The organism is Comamonas jiangduensis (genome assembly GCF_030162955.1).
In the GTDB taxonomy this organism is placed as follows: Bacteria; Pseudomonadota; Gammaproteobacteria; order Burkholderiales; family Burkholderiaceae_C; genus Comamonas; species Comamonas jiangduensis.
This window is the reverse complement of record NZ_JARXOV010000024.1, coordinates 1-15,459: the sequence shown is the minus strand read 5'-3', so window position 1 is coordinate 15,459 and position 15,459 is coordinate 1. Positions and strand designations below refer to the sequence as shown.

17 protein-coding genes are annotated in these 15,459 nt (G+C 58.6%); 10 read left to right on the top strand and 7 right to left on the bottom strand.

Translation table 11 applies throughout. The features are described from left to right. The first annotated feature begins 227 nt into the window (after window positions 1-227). A complete protein-coding gene (locus tag QEP12_RS15965; RefSeq protein WP_284214881.1) occupies window positions 228-1,337 on the top strand; it encodes an S-(hydroxymethyl)glutathione dehydrogenase/class III alcohol dehydrogenase in 1,110 nt (369 codons plus the stop codon). 77 nt (window positions 1,338-1,414) lie between these two features. Here the strand turns inward: QEP12_RS15965 and QEP12_RS15960 are convergent, their stop codons facing one another. Continuing rightward, window positions 1,415-1,843, bottom strand: coding sequence for an SH3 domain-containing protein (locus QEP12_RS15960; RefSeq protein WP_284214880.1), 429 nt, complete (start codon window positions 1,841-1,843; stop codon window positions 1,415-1,417). A gap of 205 nt (window positions 1,844-2,048) precedes the next feature. Here QEP12_RS15960 and QEP12_RS15955 point away from each other — a divergent pair, with 205 nt between their 5' ends. Beyond that, window positions 2,049-3,329, top strand: a complete 1,281-nt coding sequence (locus tag QEP12_RS15955) for a DEAD/DEAH box helicase (RefSeq protein ID WP_284214879.1) — start codon at window positions 2,049-2,051, stop codon at window positions 3,327-3,329. Between the two features lie 103 nt (window positions 3,330-3,432). Here QEP12_RS15955 and QEP12_RS15950 read toward each other — a convergent pair whose 3' ends face one another. After that, on the bottom strand, window positions 3,433-3,942 hold the full coding sequence (locus tag QEP12_RS15950; RefSeq protein WP_284214878.1) for a hypothetical protein: 510 nt from the start codon (window positions 3,940-3,942) through the stop codon (window positions 3,433-3,435). A gap of 244 nt (window positions 3,943-4,186) precedes the next feature. Here QEP12_RS15950 and fghA point away from each other — a divergent pair, with 244 nt between their 5' ends. Further along, window positions 4,187-5,050 carry an S-formylglutathione hydrolase gene (fghA, locus tag QEP12_RS15945; protein WP_174862638.1) on the top strand — a complete coding sequence of 288 codons (864 nt, stop codon included), beginning with the start codon at window positions 4,187-4,189 and terminating at the stop codon, window positions 5,048-5,050. Between the two features lie 74 nt (window positions 5,051-5,124). Here fghA and QEP12_RS15940 read toward each other — a convergent pair whose 3' ends face one another. The 4 genes from QEP12_RS15940 to QEP12_RS15925 form a co-directional block, all read right to left on the bottom strand. Beyond that, window positions 5,125-6,057, bottom strand: coding sequence for a GGDEF domain-containing protein (locus QEP12_RS15940; protein WP_284214872.1), 933 nt, complete (start codon window positions 6,055-6,057; stop codon window positions 5,125-5,127). 255 nt (window positions 6,058-6,312) lie between these two features. Continuing rightward, window positions 6,313-6,555 (bottom strand): VF530 family protein, encoded by a 243-nt coding sequence (locus QEP12_RS15935; RefSeq protein ID WP_219164136.1) that lies wholly within the window; start codon window positions 6,553-6,555, stop codon window positions 6,313-6,315. Between the two features lie 75 nt (window positions 6,556-6,630). After that, window positions 6,631-7,380 carry a glycosyltransferase gene (locus tag QEP12_RS15930; protein WP_284214870.1) on the bottom strand — a complete coding sequence of 250 codons (750 nt, stop codon included), beginning with the start codon at window positions 7,378-7,380 and terminating at the stop codon, window positions 6,631-6,633. Between the two features lie 30 nt (window positions 7,381-7,410). After that, on the bottom strand, window positions 7,411-7,878 hold the full coding sequence (locus QEP12_RS15925; RefSeq protein WP_219164134.1) for a YhbY family RNA-binding protein: 468 nt from the start codon (window positions 7,876-7,878) through the stop codon (window positions 7,411-7,413). 32 nt (window positions 7,879-7,910) lie between these two features. On the opposite strand from QEP12_RS15925, the gene QEP12_RS15920 reads away from it, so the two are divergent. From QEP12_RS15920 to QEP12_RS15895, 6 genes are all read left to right on the top strand, one after another. Next, window positions 7,911-8,564, top strand: a complete 654-nt coding sequence (locus QEP12_RS15920; RefSeq protein WP_284214868.1) for an RlmE family RNA methyltransferase — start codon at window positions 7,911-7,913, stop codon at window positions 8,562-8,564. Window positions 8,565-8,733: 169 nt separating this feature from the next. Beyond that, on the top strand, window positions 8,734-10,659 hold the full coding sequence (gene ftsH / locus QEP12_RS15915; RefSeq protein WP_219164132.1) for an ATP-dependent zinc metalloprotease FtsH: 1,926 nt from the start codon (window positions 8,734-8,736) through the stop codon (window positions 10,657-10,659). Window positions 10,660-10,730: 71 nt separating this feature from the next. After that, the gene (gene folP / locus QEP12_RS15910) at window positions 10,731-11,585 is read left to right on the top strand and encodes a dihydropteroate synthase (protein ID WP_284214865.1); all 855 of its coding nucleotides are present in this window, start codon (window positions 10,731-10,733) and stop codon (window positions 11,583-11,585) included. Between the two features lie 2 nt (window positions 11,586-11,587). Further along, window positions 11,588-12,922: a phosphoglucosamine mutase gene (gene glmM / locus QEP12_RS15905; protein ID WP_284214849.1), complete on the top strand. Its 1,335-nt coding sequence runs from the start codon at window positions 11,588-11,590 to the stop codon at window positions 12,920-12,922. A 192-nt stretch (window positions 12,923-13,114) separates the two neighbouring features. Beyond that, window positions 13,115-13,528: a nucleoside diphosphate kinase regulator gene (rnk, locus tag QEP12_RS15900; RefSeq protein ID WP_219164129.1), complete on the top strand. Its 414-nt coding sequence runs from the start codon at window positions 13,115-13,117 to the stop codon at window positions 13,526-13,528. Between the two features lie 115 nt (window positions 13,529-13,643). Further along, the gene (locus tag QEP12_RS15895) at window positions 13,644-14,246 is read left to right on the top strand and encodes a GbsR/MarR family transcriptional regulator (RefSeq protein ID WP_284214848.1); all 603 of its coding nucleotides are present in this window, start codon (window positions 13,644-13,646) and stop codon (window positions 14,244-14,246) included. A 62-nt stretch (window positions 14,247-14,308) separates the two neighbouring features. Here the strand turns inward: QEP12_RS15895 and QEP12_RS15890 are convergent, their stop codons facing one another. Then, window positions 14,309-15,226 carry a DUF3014 domain-containing protein gene (locus QEP12_RS15890; RefSeq protein ID WP_284214847.1) on the bottom strand — a complete coding sequence of 306 codons (918 nt, stop codon included), beginning with the start codon at window positions 15,224-15,226 and terminating at the stop codon, window positions 14,309-14,311. On the opposite strand from QEP12_RS15890, the gene QEP12_RS15885 reads away from it, so the two are divergent. Then, window positions 15,225-15,459 (top strand): hypothetical protein (locus QEP12_RS15885; protein ID WP_284214846.1); only part of this gene is annotated, 235 nt, incomplete at its 3' end. The two genes, QEP12_RS15890 and QEP12_RS15885, sit on opposite strands and share 2 nt — an antisense overlap.

Below are 15,459 nucleotides of genomic sequence, written 5' to 3'. Positions count from 1 at the left end.
ACAGAATAAGCGCGCAAGGCCAATTTGGTACTTGTTGACTGGCGCGCCAGCTTTGCATACGGCGCATGACCGAATATGCCAACACCCCTCATATTCGGCCAAAGCCCTGCCGCATGCGGTCATAGGGCTTTAGGGTTGGCCGTGATCGCCTACATTCATACTTTTCGCCCAGGGTGGCCGCACAGTGCGCCACCATGTGTTGTCCCCTTCCAAAGAAAGACTTGACCATGAAATCCCGCGCCGCCGTGGCCTTTAAGGCCGGAGAACCCCTGCAAATCGTGGAAATCGATGTCGCCCCTCCCAAGAAGGGTGAAGTACTGATCAAGATCACCGACACCGGCGTGTGCCACACCGATGCGTTCACGCTCAGCGGTGAAGACCCCGAAGGCCTGTTCCCCGTGGTGCTGGGCCACGAAGGTGCAGGCATCGTGGTGGAAGTGGGCGAAGGCGTGACCAGCGTCAAGCCCGGTGACCACGTCATTCCGCTGTACACCGCCGAATGCGGCGAATGCCTGTTTTGCAAGAGCGGCAAGACCAATCTGTGTACCGCCGTGCGCGCCACCCAGGGCAAGGGCGTGATGCCCGATGGCACCACACGCTTTAGCTACAACGGCCAGCCCATCTACCACTACATGGGCTGCTCCACGTTCAGCGAGTACACCGTGGTGGCCGAGGTCTCACTGGCCAAAATCAACCCCGATGCCAACCCCGAGCAGGTGTGCCTGCTGGGCTGCGGCGTGACCACCGGCCTGGGCGCCGTGAAGAACACCGCCAAGGTGCAGGAAGGCGACACCGTGGCCGTGTTCGGCCTGGGCGGCATCGGCCTGGCCGTGATTCAAGGTGCCAAGCAAGCCAAGGCGGGCCGCATCATTGCCGTTGACACCAATCCAGCCAAGTTCGACTTGGCCAAAACCTTTGGCGCCACCGACTGCATCAACCCCAAGGACTTCGACCAGCCCATCCAGCAAGTCATCGTAGAGATGACCGGCTGGGGCGTGGACCACAGCTTCGAGTGCATCGGCAACACCCAGGTCATGCGTGCCGCGCTGGAATGCGCGCACCGTGGCTGGGGCCAGAGCGTGATCATTGGCGTCGCTGGCGCCGGCCAAGAGATCTCCACCCGCCCCTTCCAACTGGTCACCGGCCGCAAGTGGATGGGCACCGCGTTTGGCGGCGTCAAGGGCCGCAGCGAGCTGCCCGGCATGGTGGAAGACGCCATGGCCGGCAAGATCCAGCTCGAGCCCTTTGTGACCCACACCATGCCGCTGGAGCAGATCAACGAAGCGTTTGACCTGATGCACGAGGGCAAGTCCATCCGCTCGGTGGTCAAGTACTAAGCACGAAGCCGCCGCTTTGCCCCAAGCAAAAAGCGCTCTCAAGGAGCGCTTTTTTTATGGCTGGTGGCCCAGGCGCTTTACCAGCCCCAGAGCAGCTTTTTGGAAATCCAGCCCACCTGACCTTCGCTGGTCTTGCCTTTGACCCAGCCGTTTTGCTTGTCCAGGGTTTGGAACAAATCGTACTTGTGAATCGTGGCCACTTTCTTGTGCTGCGTGCCGGGGCCTGAGCGCACATTCGCTGTTTTGGCCTTCACGATGTGGTGCGCGCGCTTGCTGGTCAGCGGCTGATACACCCAGCCCAGCTCTCCCTCAAAGTCTTTCACCTTGAGCCAATTGCCTTTTTTCTGCGTGACTTGCATCGGGTAGCCTTTGGTCAGCTCCCATGCCAGCTCCGCTTTGGTCGAGGGCGTCTGTCGCACATTCACCTTGTTGCCTGCAATACTCACGAACTCTGCCTGTGCCTGGGCGACCGAAAAAGCCAGCCCAAGGACTGCGATTGTTTTCACCACAACATTCATTCCACGGGGTTCCATCTCTATCGTTAGGCGCAACCGAGACCAGATTGCAGGCTGCGCGCTCAGCGGTCTGAACGCCTTGCGCCCCAAAGGTTCCGCCCAAATTGCCGAAAGCGGCAGCGGCAGCAAAGTCCTTGGCGCACACAACAGCGCGCAAGGCGCGACAATCAGCGCCTTTGTTTGATTTGGCTCGCCTATGCCCTTTACCGCCCTTGGCCTTGCTCCTTCGCTGGCCCACGCCGCTGCCTCCCAAGGCCTGATTGCGCCCACAGCCGTTCAGTCCCAAGCCATTCCCGCGATTGTGCAGGGCCAGGATTTGCGCGCCTGTGCGCCCACGGGCTCGGGCAAAACAGCGGCTTATGTGCTGCCGCTGTTGCAAGCGTGGATGCTGAGCGATGCAGCCCAACGCCAAGGCCCTCGGGCCACGCAAGCGCTGATCTTGGTGCCCACGCGCGAGCTGGCTGCGCAGGTGGCCGAGCTGATCTACCACCTGGGCGAAGCACTGGGCAACCGCCCCAAGGTGGCAGTGCTGACGGGCGGTGTCTCCATCAACCCCCAGCTGATGGCCCTGCGCGGCGGTGTAGACATGGTGATTGCCACCCCCGGCCGCTTGCTGGACGTGGTGGCGCACAGCCAGCTCAAGTTCCACACCCTGCAAACCTTGGTGATGGACGAAGCCGACCGCTTGCTGGATTTGGGCTTTGCCGAAGAACTGGAACAAGTGCTGGCCCTACTGCCCGCCAAAGGCCAGCGCCAGACGCTGCTGCTGTCTGCCACCTTCGGCCCTGCGGTAGAAAGTTTGGTCAACCAACTGCTGCGTGACAACCACCACAGCATTAGCGTGGAGAACACGCACCAGCAAGACGCCACGATTGCGCAGCGGGCCATTCATGTGGATGCCGCACGCCGCAGCGCCTTGCTGCGTGAGCTGGTGGAGCAACACCCCGGCCAGCGCGTGCTGGTGTTTGTGGCCAGCCGCTACAGCGCCGAGCACGTTGCCAACAAGCTGTACGCCAAAGGCATTTACGCGACGGCCTTTCATGGCGAGCTGAGCCAGGGCGCGCGCGAGACCGTGCTGCGCGAGTTCAAAGCCAACCGCTGGCAGGTGCTGGTGACCACCGATTTGGCCGCACGCGGCATTCACATTGAAGCGCTGCCCGTGGTCATCAACTACGACCTGCCGCGCTCCCCCGACGATTACACGCACCGCGTGGGCCGCACGGGCCGCGCAGGCCTGTCGGGCACGGCCATCAGCTTTGTCACGCCAGAGGCCATGGCACACTGGCAGCTGATTGCCAAGCGCAACCACCTGGACTTGCCGCTGGAAACCCTGCCCGCCTACTCCGTGACCGAGCAAGCCCCAGAGCGCGCACCGCACGAAGACGGCAACAACGGCGGCATCAAGGGCAAGCGCATGAGCAAAAAAGACAAGCTGCGTGCCGCTGCTGCGGCGGCCAATAACGGCAAGCAGCCCTAACTGCGGTACAGGCTTGGCAACCGCCACGCAGCCAGCACCCGCACATCAAAAAGCCTCGCAGATTGTGCGAGGCTTTTTTGAAGGCGTGACCACACGCTTGCCCTCAGCGGTCTTGACTGACCTCGCCATCTTCGCTTTTGGCCGCCTCCATCGCCTCGGGCTCCAGTTCTTCGGCAGAACGGTTCAGGTGCACAAACACGCCCCAGCCCAGCAGCATGAGGCCCACACCCGCCATCAGCGCAGCGGGATACAGCAGGTGCTGCGGTGTCTCCTGCCCTTTGAAGGTGGCAATCAACGCCTCAATCGCCAGCGCCACCACCACAACCACCAAAAAGCGCGACAAAAACCGGCGCACGCGCGTAGGGCCGGCAATACTGGCATCGCGCACCACCTCTTCTTCCACCACGGTCTGGCTGATTTGCAGCGCCACGACTGCCGCAGCCAGCACGCCCATCACTTCCACCCAATGCAGCGTGGCGTCTTCACCCCAGCCAAGTGCCCACAAGCTCCAGCCTTTGCTGGCCGCCACCCCCAGCAAACCCAAAGAGACCAGGGCAAACAGCAGCGCCATCACGGCGTGCAGGCAGACAAACAACTGGTGAACCACTTTCATGCGCAAAACTCCGGCAACCCAAAGCGTCCATCCTCCCGGCTATGCGGCCCACCCCGGGTAGGACTGCGCAGCAAGCCAAACACCCACAACCTTTGATCTGCGCCGTACGCTCTACACTGACGGTATTCAGCCCACCCCATAAAAACAAGAGCAGCTAGCGCACGTATTTATTGAACTTCATCGACAAAAGCATTTGAAGATCAACTAAATCAAGCGCTAGCAGCTATTTTTCTAGGAGTCCTCCATGTCTACCCCTTTTGAACTGGTCAATGCCCACGCCTGCTTTGGTGGTGCCCAGCGCTACTACCAGCACGACTCGCGCGAGATTGGTCTGGCCATGAAGTTCTCCGTCTACCTGCCGCCCCAGGCCATCATGGGCGAGAAGGTGCCCGCCCTGCTGTTCTTGGCAGGGCTGACCTGCACCGAAGAAACCTTCATGGTCAAGGCCGGTGCCCAGCGCATGGCCGCCGAGCTGGGCCTGGCCCTCATCACCTGCGACACCAGCCCACGCGGCGCCAAAGTGGCCGGTGAAGCAGACAGCTGGGACTTTGGCGTGGGCGCCGGCTTTTACCTGAATGCCCAGCAATCGCCCTGGGAGCGCCACTGGCGCATGGAAAGCTACATCATCGACGAGCTGCTGCCCATGCTGGGCCGCTACCTGCCACTGGACATGCAGCGCCTGGGTATCTTTGGCCACAGCATGGGCGGCCACGGCGCACTCACGCTGGCGCTGCGCCACCCTGGCAAGTTCAAAAGCGTCTCGGCCTTTGCGCCCATCGCCAACCCCAGCAACTGCGCATGGGGCGAAAAAGCCTTCACCGGCTATCTGGGCGACAACCGTGCCGTCTGGGCACAGCACGATGCAACCTTGCTGATGGAAAAACAGGGCAAAGCCCCTTACCCCGCGGGCATCTTGATCGACCAAGGCTTGGCCGACAAGTTTTTGCATGAAAAGCAATTACTGCCCGAAGCGCTGGAAGCAGCCTGCGAAAAAGTGGGCCAGCCACTGACCTTGCGCCGCCAAGCGGGCTACGACCACGGCTACTACTTCATCCAGAGCTTTATCGACGACCACCTGCGCCACCATGCGCAGCAACTGGCGGCATAAACGAAGCCGCAACCCGCGCAGCGCCCATGGCGCTGCATGCGCAACATCGCAATCCGCGCCTCACGCGATTTGTTTTATGCGACCCGGCGCTCGGCCGTGCTCACCTGGTGCCCGCCTTGCGTTTTGGAGATGTACATCGCTTGATCCACCCGGCGCATGATGTCTTCAACGCTGGTGTCATGCTCGCTGAAGTGGGCAATCCCGATACTGAGCGTTGGCACCGAGCCGGCAGTGGCATACGGCGCCAGCGCTTGGCGGCCGCGGTGCAGCAATTGCTGGGCAAACAGCATGGTGTTGGCCATGCTCCGGCCCAAGCTCAGAATGACAAATTCATCGCCTCCTAGGCGGCACACCAGATCTTGTGCGCACGCGACCTGCTGCGCCGCATGTGCCAAATCACGCAAGGCCTGATCGCCCATGGGGTGCCCCAAACCATCGTTGATGGCTTTGAAGCCATCCACATCAAAACTCACCAAGCATGCCGATGTGCCATCGCGCTGGAATGCGGCATAGGCCTGTGACATGGCCTGCATGAAACTGCGGCGATTGTGCAAGCCCGTCAGTTCATCGCCCATGGCCTGGCGCTGCAGCAACTGCTGCAACTGTTTGCTGGCAGTGATGTTGCTGGCCACCCAAAGCACGGCTTTTTCACCGTCATACAGATGCGCCAGCGCACTGATGCGCCCTTCAAACCAAATGGCATGCTCAGGCCCCTCATCGGGCAACCCCAAGACATCGCGGGCACTCAACTCGTACTCCACCACCAGCATTTGCTGGCTGGAGAGCGCCGCGTGAATTTGCTGTAAAAACCACTGCGCTTTTGCGGGCGCCAGCACTTGCGCAATGCGCTGACCAATCAGGCTGCTGCCGTCGTGGTAGTAGCGCTTGTCCTTGCCACCCAAAATAGCCGCGTAACGCCCAGACTCCGTCAGGATAAAAGCAGGATCGGGCAAGCTGTCGCAGATCGCTGCGTATTGGCTGGCTGTGAATAAGTTGGCATCAGGCATGAAACACAAAAATAGGGAAAGCGCGCAATTCTTCGGTGCATGGGCCCACAAAGCAAGTAAAAACCCGGGTTTCACAAACACCAATTGAGGCAGCAGGAAGAAGCGCCCGCCTTCATCCAACCACTTCTTGATGGACCCATTTACCTAGGCTGTATAGAGCGCCCTACGCCTCTTGGCTGCAAGGCTTCAGGGCTGCTGGCTGGAATGCCAAGCGCAGCCATGAAGCAGTGTCAGGGTTCTCGCGGTCAGCGTTTCTTAGCGCTGCCCACGCTGGTGCTGACGCAGGGTGTAGAGGTACAGCTGCTCCACCTTCTCTCGCGCCCAAGGCGTTTTGCGCAAAAACCGCAAGCTGGAAGCCATGCTCGGATCAAGGTTGAAGCAGCGTACCGGAATGCGCTCGCCCAACTCCCCCCAGCCATAGTAGTCAACCAAGTCTGTGAGCATGCGCTCAAGCGTTAATCCGTGCAAAGGGTTACGCGGCTGTTCTGAAGATGTCATAACAAAACGAAGGTGAATGGACAAAAAAGCCCCTCAGGCCACGGCCAAGAGGGGCTTGCACCACCGATTAAAAAATTATTCGCGCCAGTGTTGCGCCACCCAGGTAGCAGGCTTGATATAGCGGAAACGGCGATTGCGACGCCCCGCCAACGCATCCGGCGGATTGCATTCACCGTGGAAGATCACAATGCGGGCGTTATCGGGAACGAAAGTAGGCTTCCAGAAATTGGTCGGCCATGTCGGGATGCAGTGGTACTTGAAGCTAGGGCACCATTCAGCCGGCCAGTATTTGAGCTTGCCTTGCTTGTGAATCACATCCGACAGGTAAGCCTGCTCATTGCGAAATTGCTTGCGGATTTCTTCAAAGTGACCACGGAAGTACTCCAGCACATCCGCATGTGCACCCAGCTCAAAGCGATACGCGGAAGAGTTACCCGTGATACGCCAGGGGCGCTTGTGGTCGTGAATGATGAGGAACTCACCGGGATAGGTGAAAAAGTCATCCAACGAACCCGTGATGACCACATCCACATCCAAAAACAGGGCAGTACCCTTCAGTCCGTACAGGTCTTTGGTAAACGTCGTGAGCTTGGTCCACCCACGCTCAGGAATGCCTGCGGGCAAGTCCAACGAGGGAATGGGCAAGCACTGCACCTCAGAACGTATCCCTTCAGCGTTGTCGGTCAGGCAGACAAAGCGAAAATCACCGCTGAGATGGCGTCGAACCATGGCATACAGGCGGTTGACATATTCTGGCCCGTACTTGGTTCCCCACTTCATGCAAAGGATGTGGCGTTCAGGCGTCGTGGAAGTTGTAGTGGTCATGCAGCAAGACAGACAAAGCAAGCCAAGGGCTTAGTGGCCTTTTTTGATCGACTTAGGGCCGGTTTTCTTGGCGCGCTTGATCAAGCCACCTTGGGTCAGGCGTTGATTGCCCAGCACACGGATTTGCTTGACTTCAGGCTTGCTGCCGGCACGGCCAAACTTCAGCAGCTTGATATCGCGAGGGCCGGCTTTGCGCTCTTCGTCAAACGCCTTTTCCTTTTCAGGGATCGGGCGCCACAGCACCAGCAGCTTGCCGATGTGTTGGATAGGGGCAGCGTTGAGTTCGTCACACAGTTGCAGATAAATCTGCTCACGTGCGGCGCGGTCGTCGCCAAACACACGGATCTTGATCAGGCCATGAGCATTCAAGGCAGCGTCAATTTCCTTTTGAACGGCGGGTGTCAAACCGTCACCACCAATCATGACCACAGGGTCAAGATGGTGGGCATCAGCGCGGTGTTCCCGGCGCTCTGCGGGAGTTAAATCAATTTGGGGCATGCCCGTATTATCGAGGCTGGAAGAAATTTGCGATGAATACCAAACCTAAAAGCAAGAAGCTCAACAAGAATTGGCTCAATGCGCACCTGAACGACCCTTATGTGCAAGCCGCACAAAAGGACGGTTACCGTGCGCGCGCCGCCTACAAACTCAAGGAAATTGATGAAACCTTCAAGCTCATCAAACCCGGCCACGTAGTCGTTGACTTGGGCTGTGCACCCGGCGCGTGGAGCCAGTACTTACGCCGCCGCCTGTCGCCCACAGGAAATTCTGTGGGAGAAATCAACGGCACCATCATCTCTCTCGACTTGCTGCCCATGGAGCACATTGAAGGCGTGCATTACATCCAAGGGGACTTCCGCGAGGAGTCAGTACTCGCACAACTGGAAGAGCTTGTACAAGGCCGTCCTGTAGACCTAGTGGTCTCCGACATGGCTCCCAACCTCTCAGGAAACAGCACCACCGATGGAGCGCGTGTAGAGCATTTGATTGAGCTGGCCGTGGATTTCGCCACCCACCATTTGCGCCCTGAGGGTGCACTGGTGGCCAAGGTTTTTCACGGCCCAGGCTATGACGATTTGGTCAAACTGTTTCGCAACCACTTCAAACTGGTGAAACCCCTCAAACCCAAGTCATCACGCGATAAATCTTCGGAGACTTTTTTGATTGGTATCGGTCTGAAATAAACGGGGCACCCACAGGTTGCGTGAGCGAAAACGCCAAAAACCCCTGAACCCCATTGCCTTGACAGGAATAAAGGTTTAGCGCGCTCGCTTGAAACACCTAAAATGAGCCGCATATGGGAATCAGCTTTCCCATGCGCATGTTTTCTCCTTTTTTCCTTTGGAGCCCCGCTTGAACAATCAGTGGTTTTCAAAAATTGCCGTCTGGCTGGTCATTGCCATGGTGCTGTTTACGGTATTTAAGCAATTTGATACCCGTGGCAGTTCTGGTGCAGGCCAAATCGGCTATTCGGAATTCCTGACCGAGGTGCGTAACAACCGCATCAAAAGTGCAACCATTCAGGAAGGCCAAGGCGGCACCGAAATCGTTGCGATCACCACCGATGATCGCCGCGTACGCACCACTGCCACCTACCTAGACCGTGGCTTGGTTGGCGACTTGATCGCTAACGACGTCAAATTTGATGTCAAACCACGCGAAGAAGGCTCGCTGCTCATGAGCCTGCTGGTCAGCTGGGGCCCCATGCTGCTGCTGATTGGTGTGTGGATCTACTTCATGCGCCAAATGCAAGGTGGCGGCAAGGGCGGCGCTTTCAGCTTTGGCAAAAGCAAGGCCCGCATGCTGGACGAGAACAACAACTCGGTGACTTTTGCGGACGTGGCTGGTTGCGACGAGGCCAAGGAAGAAGTCAAAGAGGTGGTGGACTTCCTGAAAGACCCCAACAAGTTCCAAAAACTGGGTGGCCGCATTCCCCGTGGTCTGCTGCTGGTAGGCCCCCCCGGCACCGGCAAGACTCTACTCGCCAAGTCCATCGCGGGCGAGGCCAAGGTGCCTTTCTTCTCGATTTCTGGCTCCGACTTCGTAGAAATGTTTGTCGGCGTAGGCGCAGCCCGCGTGCGTGACATGTTCGAAAACGCCAAGAAGAATGCCCCCTGCATCATCTTCATCGACGAAATCGATGCCGTGGGCCGCCAGCGCGGTGCCGGCATGGGTGGTGGCAATGACGAGCGCGAGCAAACGCTGAACCAGATGCTGGTTGAGATGGATGGTTTTGAAACCAACCTCGGCGTGATCGTCGTGGCTGCTACCAACCGTCCCGACATTCTGGACGCAGCCCTGCTGCGCCCCGGCCGCTTTGACCGTCAGGTGTATGTGACGCTGCCCGATATCCGTGGCCGTGAGCAAATCCTGAATGTGCACATGCGCAAAATCCCCGTGGGCCAAGACGTCAACCCATCCATCATTGCCCGCGGCACACCAGGCATGTCTGGTGCGGATTTGGCCAACCTGTGCAACGAAGCTGCTTTGATGGCTGCGCGCCGCAACGCTCGCACCGTGGAGATGCAGGACTTCGAAAAAGCCAAGGACAAGATCATCATGGGCCCCGAGCGCAAGACCATGGTCATGCCCGAGGAAGAGCGCCGTAATACGGCCTACCACGAAGCCGGCCACGCCCTGATTGGCCGCCTGCTGCCCAAGTGCGATCCGGTGCACAAAGTCACCATCATCCCACGTGGCCGTGCGCTGGGCGTGACCATGAGCTTGCCGGAGAAGGATCGTTACTCCTACGACAAGGAGTACATGCTCAACCAAATCGCCATGCTGTTTGGTGGTCGCATCGCTGAAGAAGTGTTCATGAACCAGATGACCACCGGTGCTTCGAACGACTTTGAGCGCGCAACGCAAATCGCTCGTGACATGGTCACACGGTATGGCATGAGCGACGCCCTGGGCACCATGGTGTATTCCGAGCAAGATGGTGAGCAGTTCTTGGGCCGCACTTTCAGCAAGGGTGCCAATCTGTCGGAAGCCACGATGCAGGCAGTGGATACCGAAGTACGTCGCATCATCGACGAGCAATATGCACTGGCACGCAAGCTGATTGAAGACAACCAAGACAAGATGCACGCCATGGCCAAGGCCATGCTCGAGTGGGAAACCATCGACATGGAACAACTGGACGACATCTTTGCAGGCAAAGAGCCTCGCCCACCCAAGGATTGGGTCCCGCGTACCACCAAGTCCAGCGACGATGGCAATTCTTCCGGCGGTGGTACCCCGGCAGTGGATACCGATCCTTCGCCCACCGCTGCGTAAAATTTACACACTCAAACAACGGGGCCAAGCGCCCCGTTTTTTCATGGCTGCCACGCTTTTTGGAGCATCCTATGTCGCACTGGCAAACCTCCCGATTTCTTTTAGACCTCCAACGCCCCTTGGTCATGGGCATTGTCAACAACACACCGGACTCTTTTTCTGACGGGGGCAAGCACCAAGGACTGCAGGCCCTGCACCATGCAGAAAAACTGGTGAAAGAAGGTGCTGATATTTTGGATATTGGTGGCGAGTCAACGCGCCCCGGCTCCCCTGCAGTACCGCTGGACGAAGAGCTGCAACGCGTCCTCCCCGTAGTGCAGGAAGCAGTGAAATTCGGCGTCGCCATTTCCGTAGACACCTACAAGCCCGAGGTCATGCAAGCCGCCTTGGACTTGGGCGCGGACATCATCAATGATGTCTGGGGGCTTCGCCAGCCCGGCGTACAGCAGCTTGTCGCCGCACACCCCAGCTGCGGTGTATGCATCATGCACATGCACCAAACCCCACAAAACATGCACCTGAGCCATATGCATGGGGATGCCGTTCCACAAGTGCGCGACTTTCTATTGCAAGAAAGCCAAGCGCTGATGCAGCGTGGGGTTGCCCGAAACCGCATTGTTTGGGATTACGGCATTGGCTTTGGCAAAAGCGTGGCACAAAATTTTGCGTTACTTGCACGCCAAGCCGAGCTGCTGGAACTAGACTTTCCGTTGCTGGCTGGCTGGTCACGCAAAGGATCGCTAGGTCAAGCCAGTGGTCTGCCAGTCAACGAGCGTATGGTGCCCAGTGTGGCTGCCGCTCTGCTGGCGGTGGAACGAGGCGCACGCGTTGTGCGTGTGCACGACGTGGCAGACACCAAGGCAGCGTTATCGATCTGGCAGGCCATGCACGAGCAGACAACCACCAATTCACCCCAAGAGAACTAACCATGGCGCGCACCTATTTCGGCACAGACGGCATTCGCGGCAGAGTCGGTCAATCGGTCATCAACCCTGACTTTGCGCTGCGCTTGGCACACGCCGTTGGCCGAGTGCTCAAAAAAAATCAAGCACGCCCAACTGTCGTCATTGGCAAGGACACCCGTATTTCTGGTTACATGTTGGAAGCTGCCATGGAGGCAGGATTCAATGCTGCAGGTGTGGACGTCATTTTGCTAGGCCCTCTGCCAACTCCCGGCGTGGCCTACCTGACGCGTACCCAGCGCGCCAGCTTGGGCGTGGTGATCAGCGCCAGCCACAACCCCTTTTATGACAACGGCATCAAGTTCTTCAGCGCCCAAGGCACCAAGCTGGATGATGCGTGGGAAGAAGCCGTGGAAGCTGCTTTGGAACAAGCCCCACAGTGGGTTGATTCCGCAGCACTGGGAAAAACCCGCCGCTTAGACGATGCAGCAGGTCGCTACATCGAGTTTTGCAAAAGCACTTTTGATAGCAATCTGTCTTTGCACGACCTGCGCATTGTGGTCGATGCAGCACATGGCGCGGCTTACCACATTGCCCCAAAAGTCTTCCATGAACTGGGGGCCGAAGTCATTGCGATTGGCTGCGAGCCGGATGGCTTGAACATCAATGACGGCGTTGGTGCCACCCACCCTGAAGCCCTGGCGCTAGCCGTGCGCGCCAACCGTGCACACTACGGTGTTGCCTTAGATGGTGATGCTGACCGCTTGCTCATGGTGGACGCTGCAGGCCGCATTTACAACGGTGATGAGCTGATGTACTTGATGGTGAAAGAGCGCCTGCAACGCGGCGAAAACGTACCCGGAGCGGTAGGTACCTTGATGACCAATATGGCTGTCGAAGTTGCCCTGCAGCAGCAAGGCGTGGAGTTCATCCGCGCCAAGGTGGGTGACCGCTATGTTTTGGAAGTGCTCCATGAAAAGGGCTGGCAAATTGGCGGAGAAGGCTCCGGCCACTTGCTGGCGCTGGACAAACATTCCACCGGCGACGGCCTGGTCAGTGCCTTGCAAGTGCTGCAAAGCTGTGTACGCAGCCAGTGCACCTTGGCACAGCAACTCTCAAAGCTCACCCTTTTCCCCCAGACCCTCATCAATGTGCGTTTGGTACCCGGACAGGATTGGAAGCGCAATACCTTGCTGGCACAAACCCAGGCGAAAGTCGAAGCAGCATTAGGGCAAACAGGCCGCGTGCTGATTCGTGCCAGCGGCACCGAGCCGTTGCTGCGCGTGATGGTGGAAGCCCAGGATGCTGCCTTGGCCAGCCGCTACGCCCAAGAACTGGCAGATGCAGTCAAAGCGGGGTAACAGCGTGCAAGTTCCGCACCCATCGCGTGCGGAATGCTTGCTTTTATCTGGCAAGCAAGCACAATAGGGCTTGCACCAAAGTTGTGCAGTTCTTTTGAGGCCCGGACAGCACTCGTTGCCCGGGCTTTTCTCCGTGTAGGCATCTGCGCTTTAAGACACGGTTTGTTCACCACATCCGCTAGGAAGCACCACATGGAACACAAAAAACCTGCCATCACCCTGTCCTCTTTGGATATGGACCGCCTTGAAGCCCTGATGGAAAAGCTCCCCGCCAACTTCCCCGGCTTTGCAGCACTGGAAGCGGAATTGGATCGTGCCGATGTGCTGGATCCCCAGGAGATGCCCGCCAATGTGGTCACGATGAATTCCACTGTCCGTTTTACGTTGCTGGAAAGCGGCAAGGATCAGACGCTGACTTTGGTCTACCCCAAAGAAGCTGATGGCAGCCCTGACAAGGTTTCCGTTTTTGCGCCCGTGGGCACGGCATTGCTGGGTCTGCGCGTAGGCGACGTTTTTGAGTTGCCCAGCCCTACAGGCAAGGCTGTCACTGTGAAAGTGGACGCCATCACTTACCAGCCTGAAAGCGCGGGCGAATTGCACCGCTAAACGCGAACCGCAGATTCGGATGCAGATGCACACTGGCACGAAAACGCTCATGCCGGTGTGCATCGGTAAATTCCGCAATTGCTGAATTACCTGCATTCCTAGGCACAATGTGGCTATGACAAAAAACACCCCACTTCCTCCACTGAATCGGCAATTTGTCTCGCACTTTGGCGAGATGGGTAGCCGTTGGGGCATCAACCGCACCGTAGGTCAAATCTACGCACTGCTGTATTTGTCGCCACGCGGCCTCAATGCAGAAGAGATTGCGGAGACGCTGGAGTTCTCACGCTCCAACGTCAGCATGGGTTTGAAGGAATTGCAGTCGTGGCGCTTGGTCAATTTGCGCCACCACGCGGGGGATCGGCGTGAGTACTTTGAGGCCCCGCAAGACGTGTGGGAAATCTTCCGTCGCTTGGCAGAAGAGCGCCGTCGCCGGGAGATCGAGCCTACGCAGTCCATGCTGCGCTCTGCATTGCTGGAAGATGCATCTTCGGACGATGAGCGTTACGCCCAGCAGCGCATGCAGGATATGTACGAGCTGATTGAAAAGCTCATGACATGGTTTGACGACGTGCAGCGCCTCAAGCCTGAGACCGCCATGCAACTCATGGGCATGGGCGCTGCAGTGACCAAGGTGCTGGACTTTAAAGACCGCCTGCTGGGCGGCGGCGACAAAGACAAGAGCAAGCCCTCGGCCAAAGACAGCAGCGAAGGTTGATGGTCAATCGCGCTGCCCATCTTTGCCCACTCACTCCAAGCCTGCGTTCACGCAGGCTTTTTTCATGGGGCGATCTGGGCACGCAGCGCCTGCAAATACGCCATCATCGCCGCGCGGTGTGCGCTACCTAAGCGCAGCAAAATCTTTTGTCCGGCAGAACGTGCTTGCCAATCTGGATCGGCAAACTCGTAGCGCAGCCAAGGTTGCTGCGGCGCTACCTGACCTTGCACCTGCACCAGCCGTATGTCCAATGGCTCTTGCGGCTGGGGTGTTTGCAGCAAATGGTCAATCACCGCAACCAGACGGTCATTGAAGTACTGGCCGGAGTAGCCCAGCTCCTCATAGGTCTGCTGCAACACCGGATAGGCCTGCCGGTACCACTGCACCACGGTGGCAGGCTCGAGGCTGGTCACAAATGCCACTACCGCGTCATAGCGGGCGCTGTTGGCTGCTGCAATCTGCAGGCCCTGTGCGCTGGGCTGCGTTTGCAGCTTGCCGCCCACGGGCGAAAGCGGCCACAAGCGCGGCGCGGCATGGCCCCGTGGCAGGTTATCGATGGTCGCTACCACGTGGTGTGCCAAGCCCGGCATCACCAAAAATTGCAATGCACGCGCTCCCAGCCACTCCCGCGCCATGCGGTCCAGCGATGGGGCATCATTTGCCGTCAGCGCCTGTGCAGCAGGCGCCAAGGGGTGCAAAGGCTGGGCGGGCGTGGCTGGTATGTGTGCAGATTCTGCGGTGGCAAGGGAGGGGGCTGGGGGCGCCACGGAGGCAGCAGGTGCGGCAGGTGTTGCCAGCGGTGTAGGCGCTGCCGACGGTTGCGAGCGGTTTAGGGCCGCCCAGTGTTCTCTGGCCCACCAGCCGCCATACGCCAGAGCGGCAATTCCCAGAACGATCAGCAACCACTTGGTGGTGTCGATGTTGCCCGCTTTGTCCTCACGGGCTCGTTGCTGTGGGGGGCGCAAATCACGGTCAGTCATGGCTCTCCTTTCTCGGCAATCACCGGGCTGGCTGCCCAGCGCGCAAGTTCATCCTAACGTGCATGTGCGCGCAAAAAAACCCGCAGCCATATGCAGCTGCGGGTTTCTTAGGGGCACGGCAGTTCAGCGACTGGCGCCCGTCATGCTGGAAAGCTGCTTATTCCGCAGGCTTTTCCAGCATTTTTTTGCGGGTGGCTTCATCGTCCATCAACTCAAACCACATGGCGTTGAGC

Excerpts from the sequence above, each read along its gene's own strand:
- QEP12_RS15930 (WP_284214870.1), bottom strand. The coding sequence starts at position 7,380 with ATGACCACTACAACTTCCACGACGCCTGAACGCCACATCCTTTGCATG.
- QEP12_RS15940 (WP_284214872.1), bottom strand. The coding sequence starts at position 6,057 with ATGCCTGATGCCAACTTATTCACAGCCAGCCAATACGCAGCGATCTGC.
- rnk (WP_219164129.1), top strand. The coding sequence starts at position 13,115 with ATGGAACACAAAAAACCTGCCATCACCCTGTCCTCTTTGGATATGGAC.
- glmM (WP_284214849.1), top strand. The coding sequence starts at position 11,588 with ATGGCGCGCACCTATTTCGGCACAGACGGCATTCGCGGCAGAGTCGGT.
- QEP12_RS15920 (WP_284214868.1), top strand. The coding sequence starts at position 7,911 with ATGAATACCAAACCTAAAAGCAAGAAGCTCAACAAGAATTGGCTCAAT.
- QEP12_RS15935 (WP_219164136.1), bottom strand. The coding sequence starts at position 6,555 with ATGACATCTTCAGAACAGCCGCGTAACCCTTTGCACGGATTAACGCTT.
- QEP12_RS15950 (WP_284214878.1), bottom strand. The coding sequence starts at position 3,942 with ATGAAAGTGGTTCACCAGTTGTTTGTCTGCCTGCACGCCGTGATGGCG.
- fghA (WP_174862638.1), top strand. The coding sequence starts at position 4,187 with ATGTCTACCCCTTTTGAACTGGTCAATGCCCACGCCTGCTTTGGTGGT.
- folP (WP_284214865.1), top strand. The coding sequence starts at position 10,731 with ATGTCGCACTGGCAAACCTCCCGATTTCTTTTAGACCTCCAACGCCCC.
- QEP12_RS15890 (WP_284214847.1), bottom strand. The coding sequence starts at position 15,226 with ATGACTGACCGTGATTTGCGCCCCCCACAGCAACGAGCCCGTGAGGAC.
- QEP12_RS15925 (WP_219164134.1), bottom strand. The coding sequence starts at position 7,878 with ATGCCCCAAATTGATTTAACTCCCGCAGAGCGCCGGGAACACCGCGCT.
- QEP12_RS15895 (WP_284214848.1), top strand. The coding sequence starts at position 13,644 with ATGACAAAAAACACCCCACTTCCTCCACTGAATCGGCAATTTGTCTCG.
- QEP12_RS15965 (WP_284214881.1), top strand. The coding sequence starts at position 228 with ATGAAATCCCGCGCCGCCGTGGCCTTTAAGGCCGGAGAACCCCTGCAA.
- QEP12_RS15955 (WP_284214879.1), top strand. The coding sequence starts at position 2,049 with ATGCCCTTTACCGCCCTTGGCCTTGCTCCTTCGCTGGCCCACGCCGCT.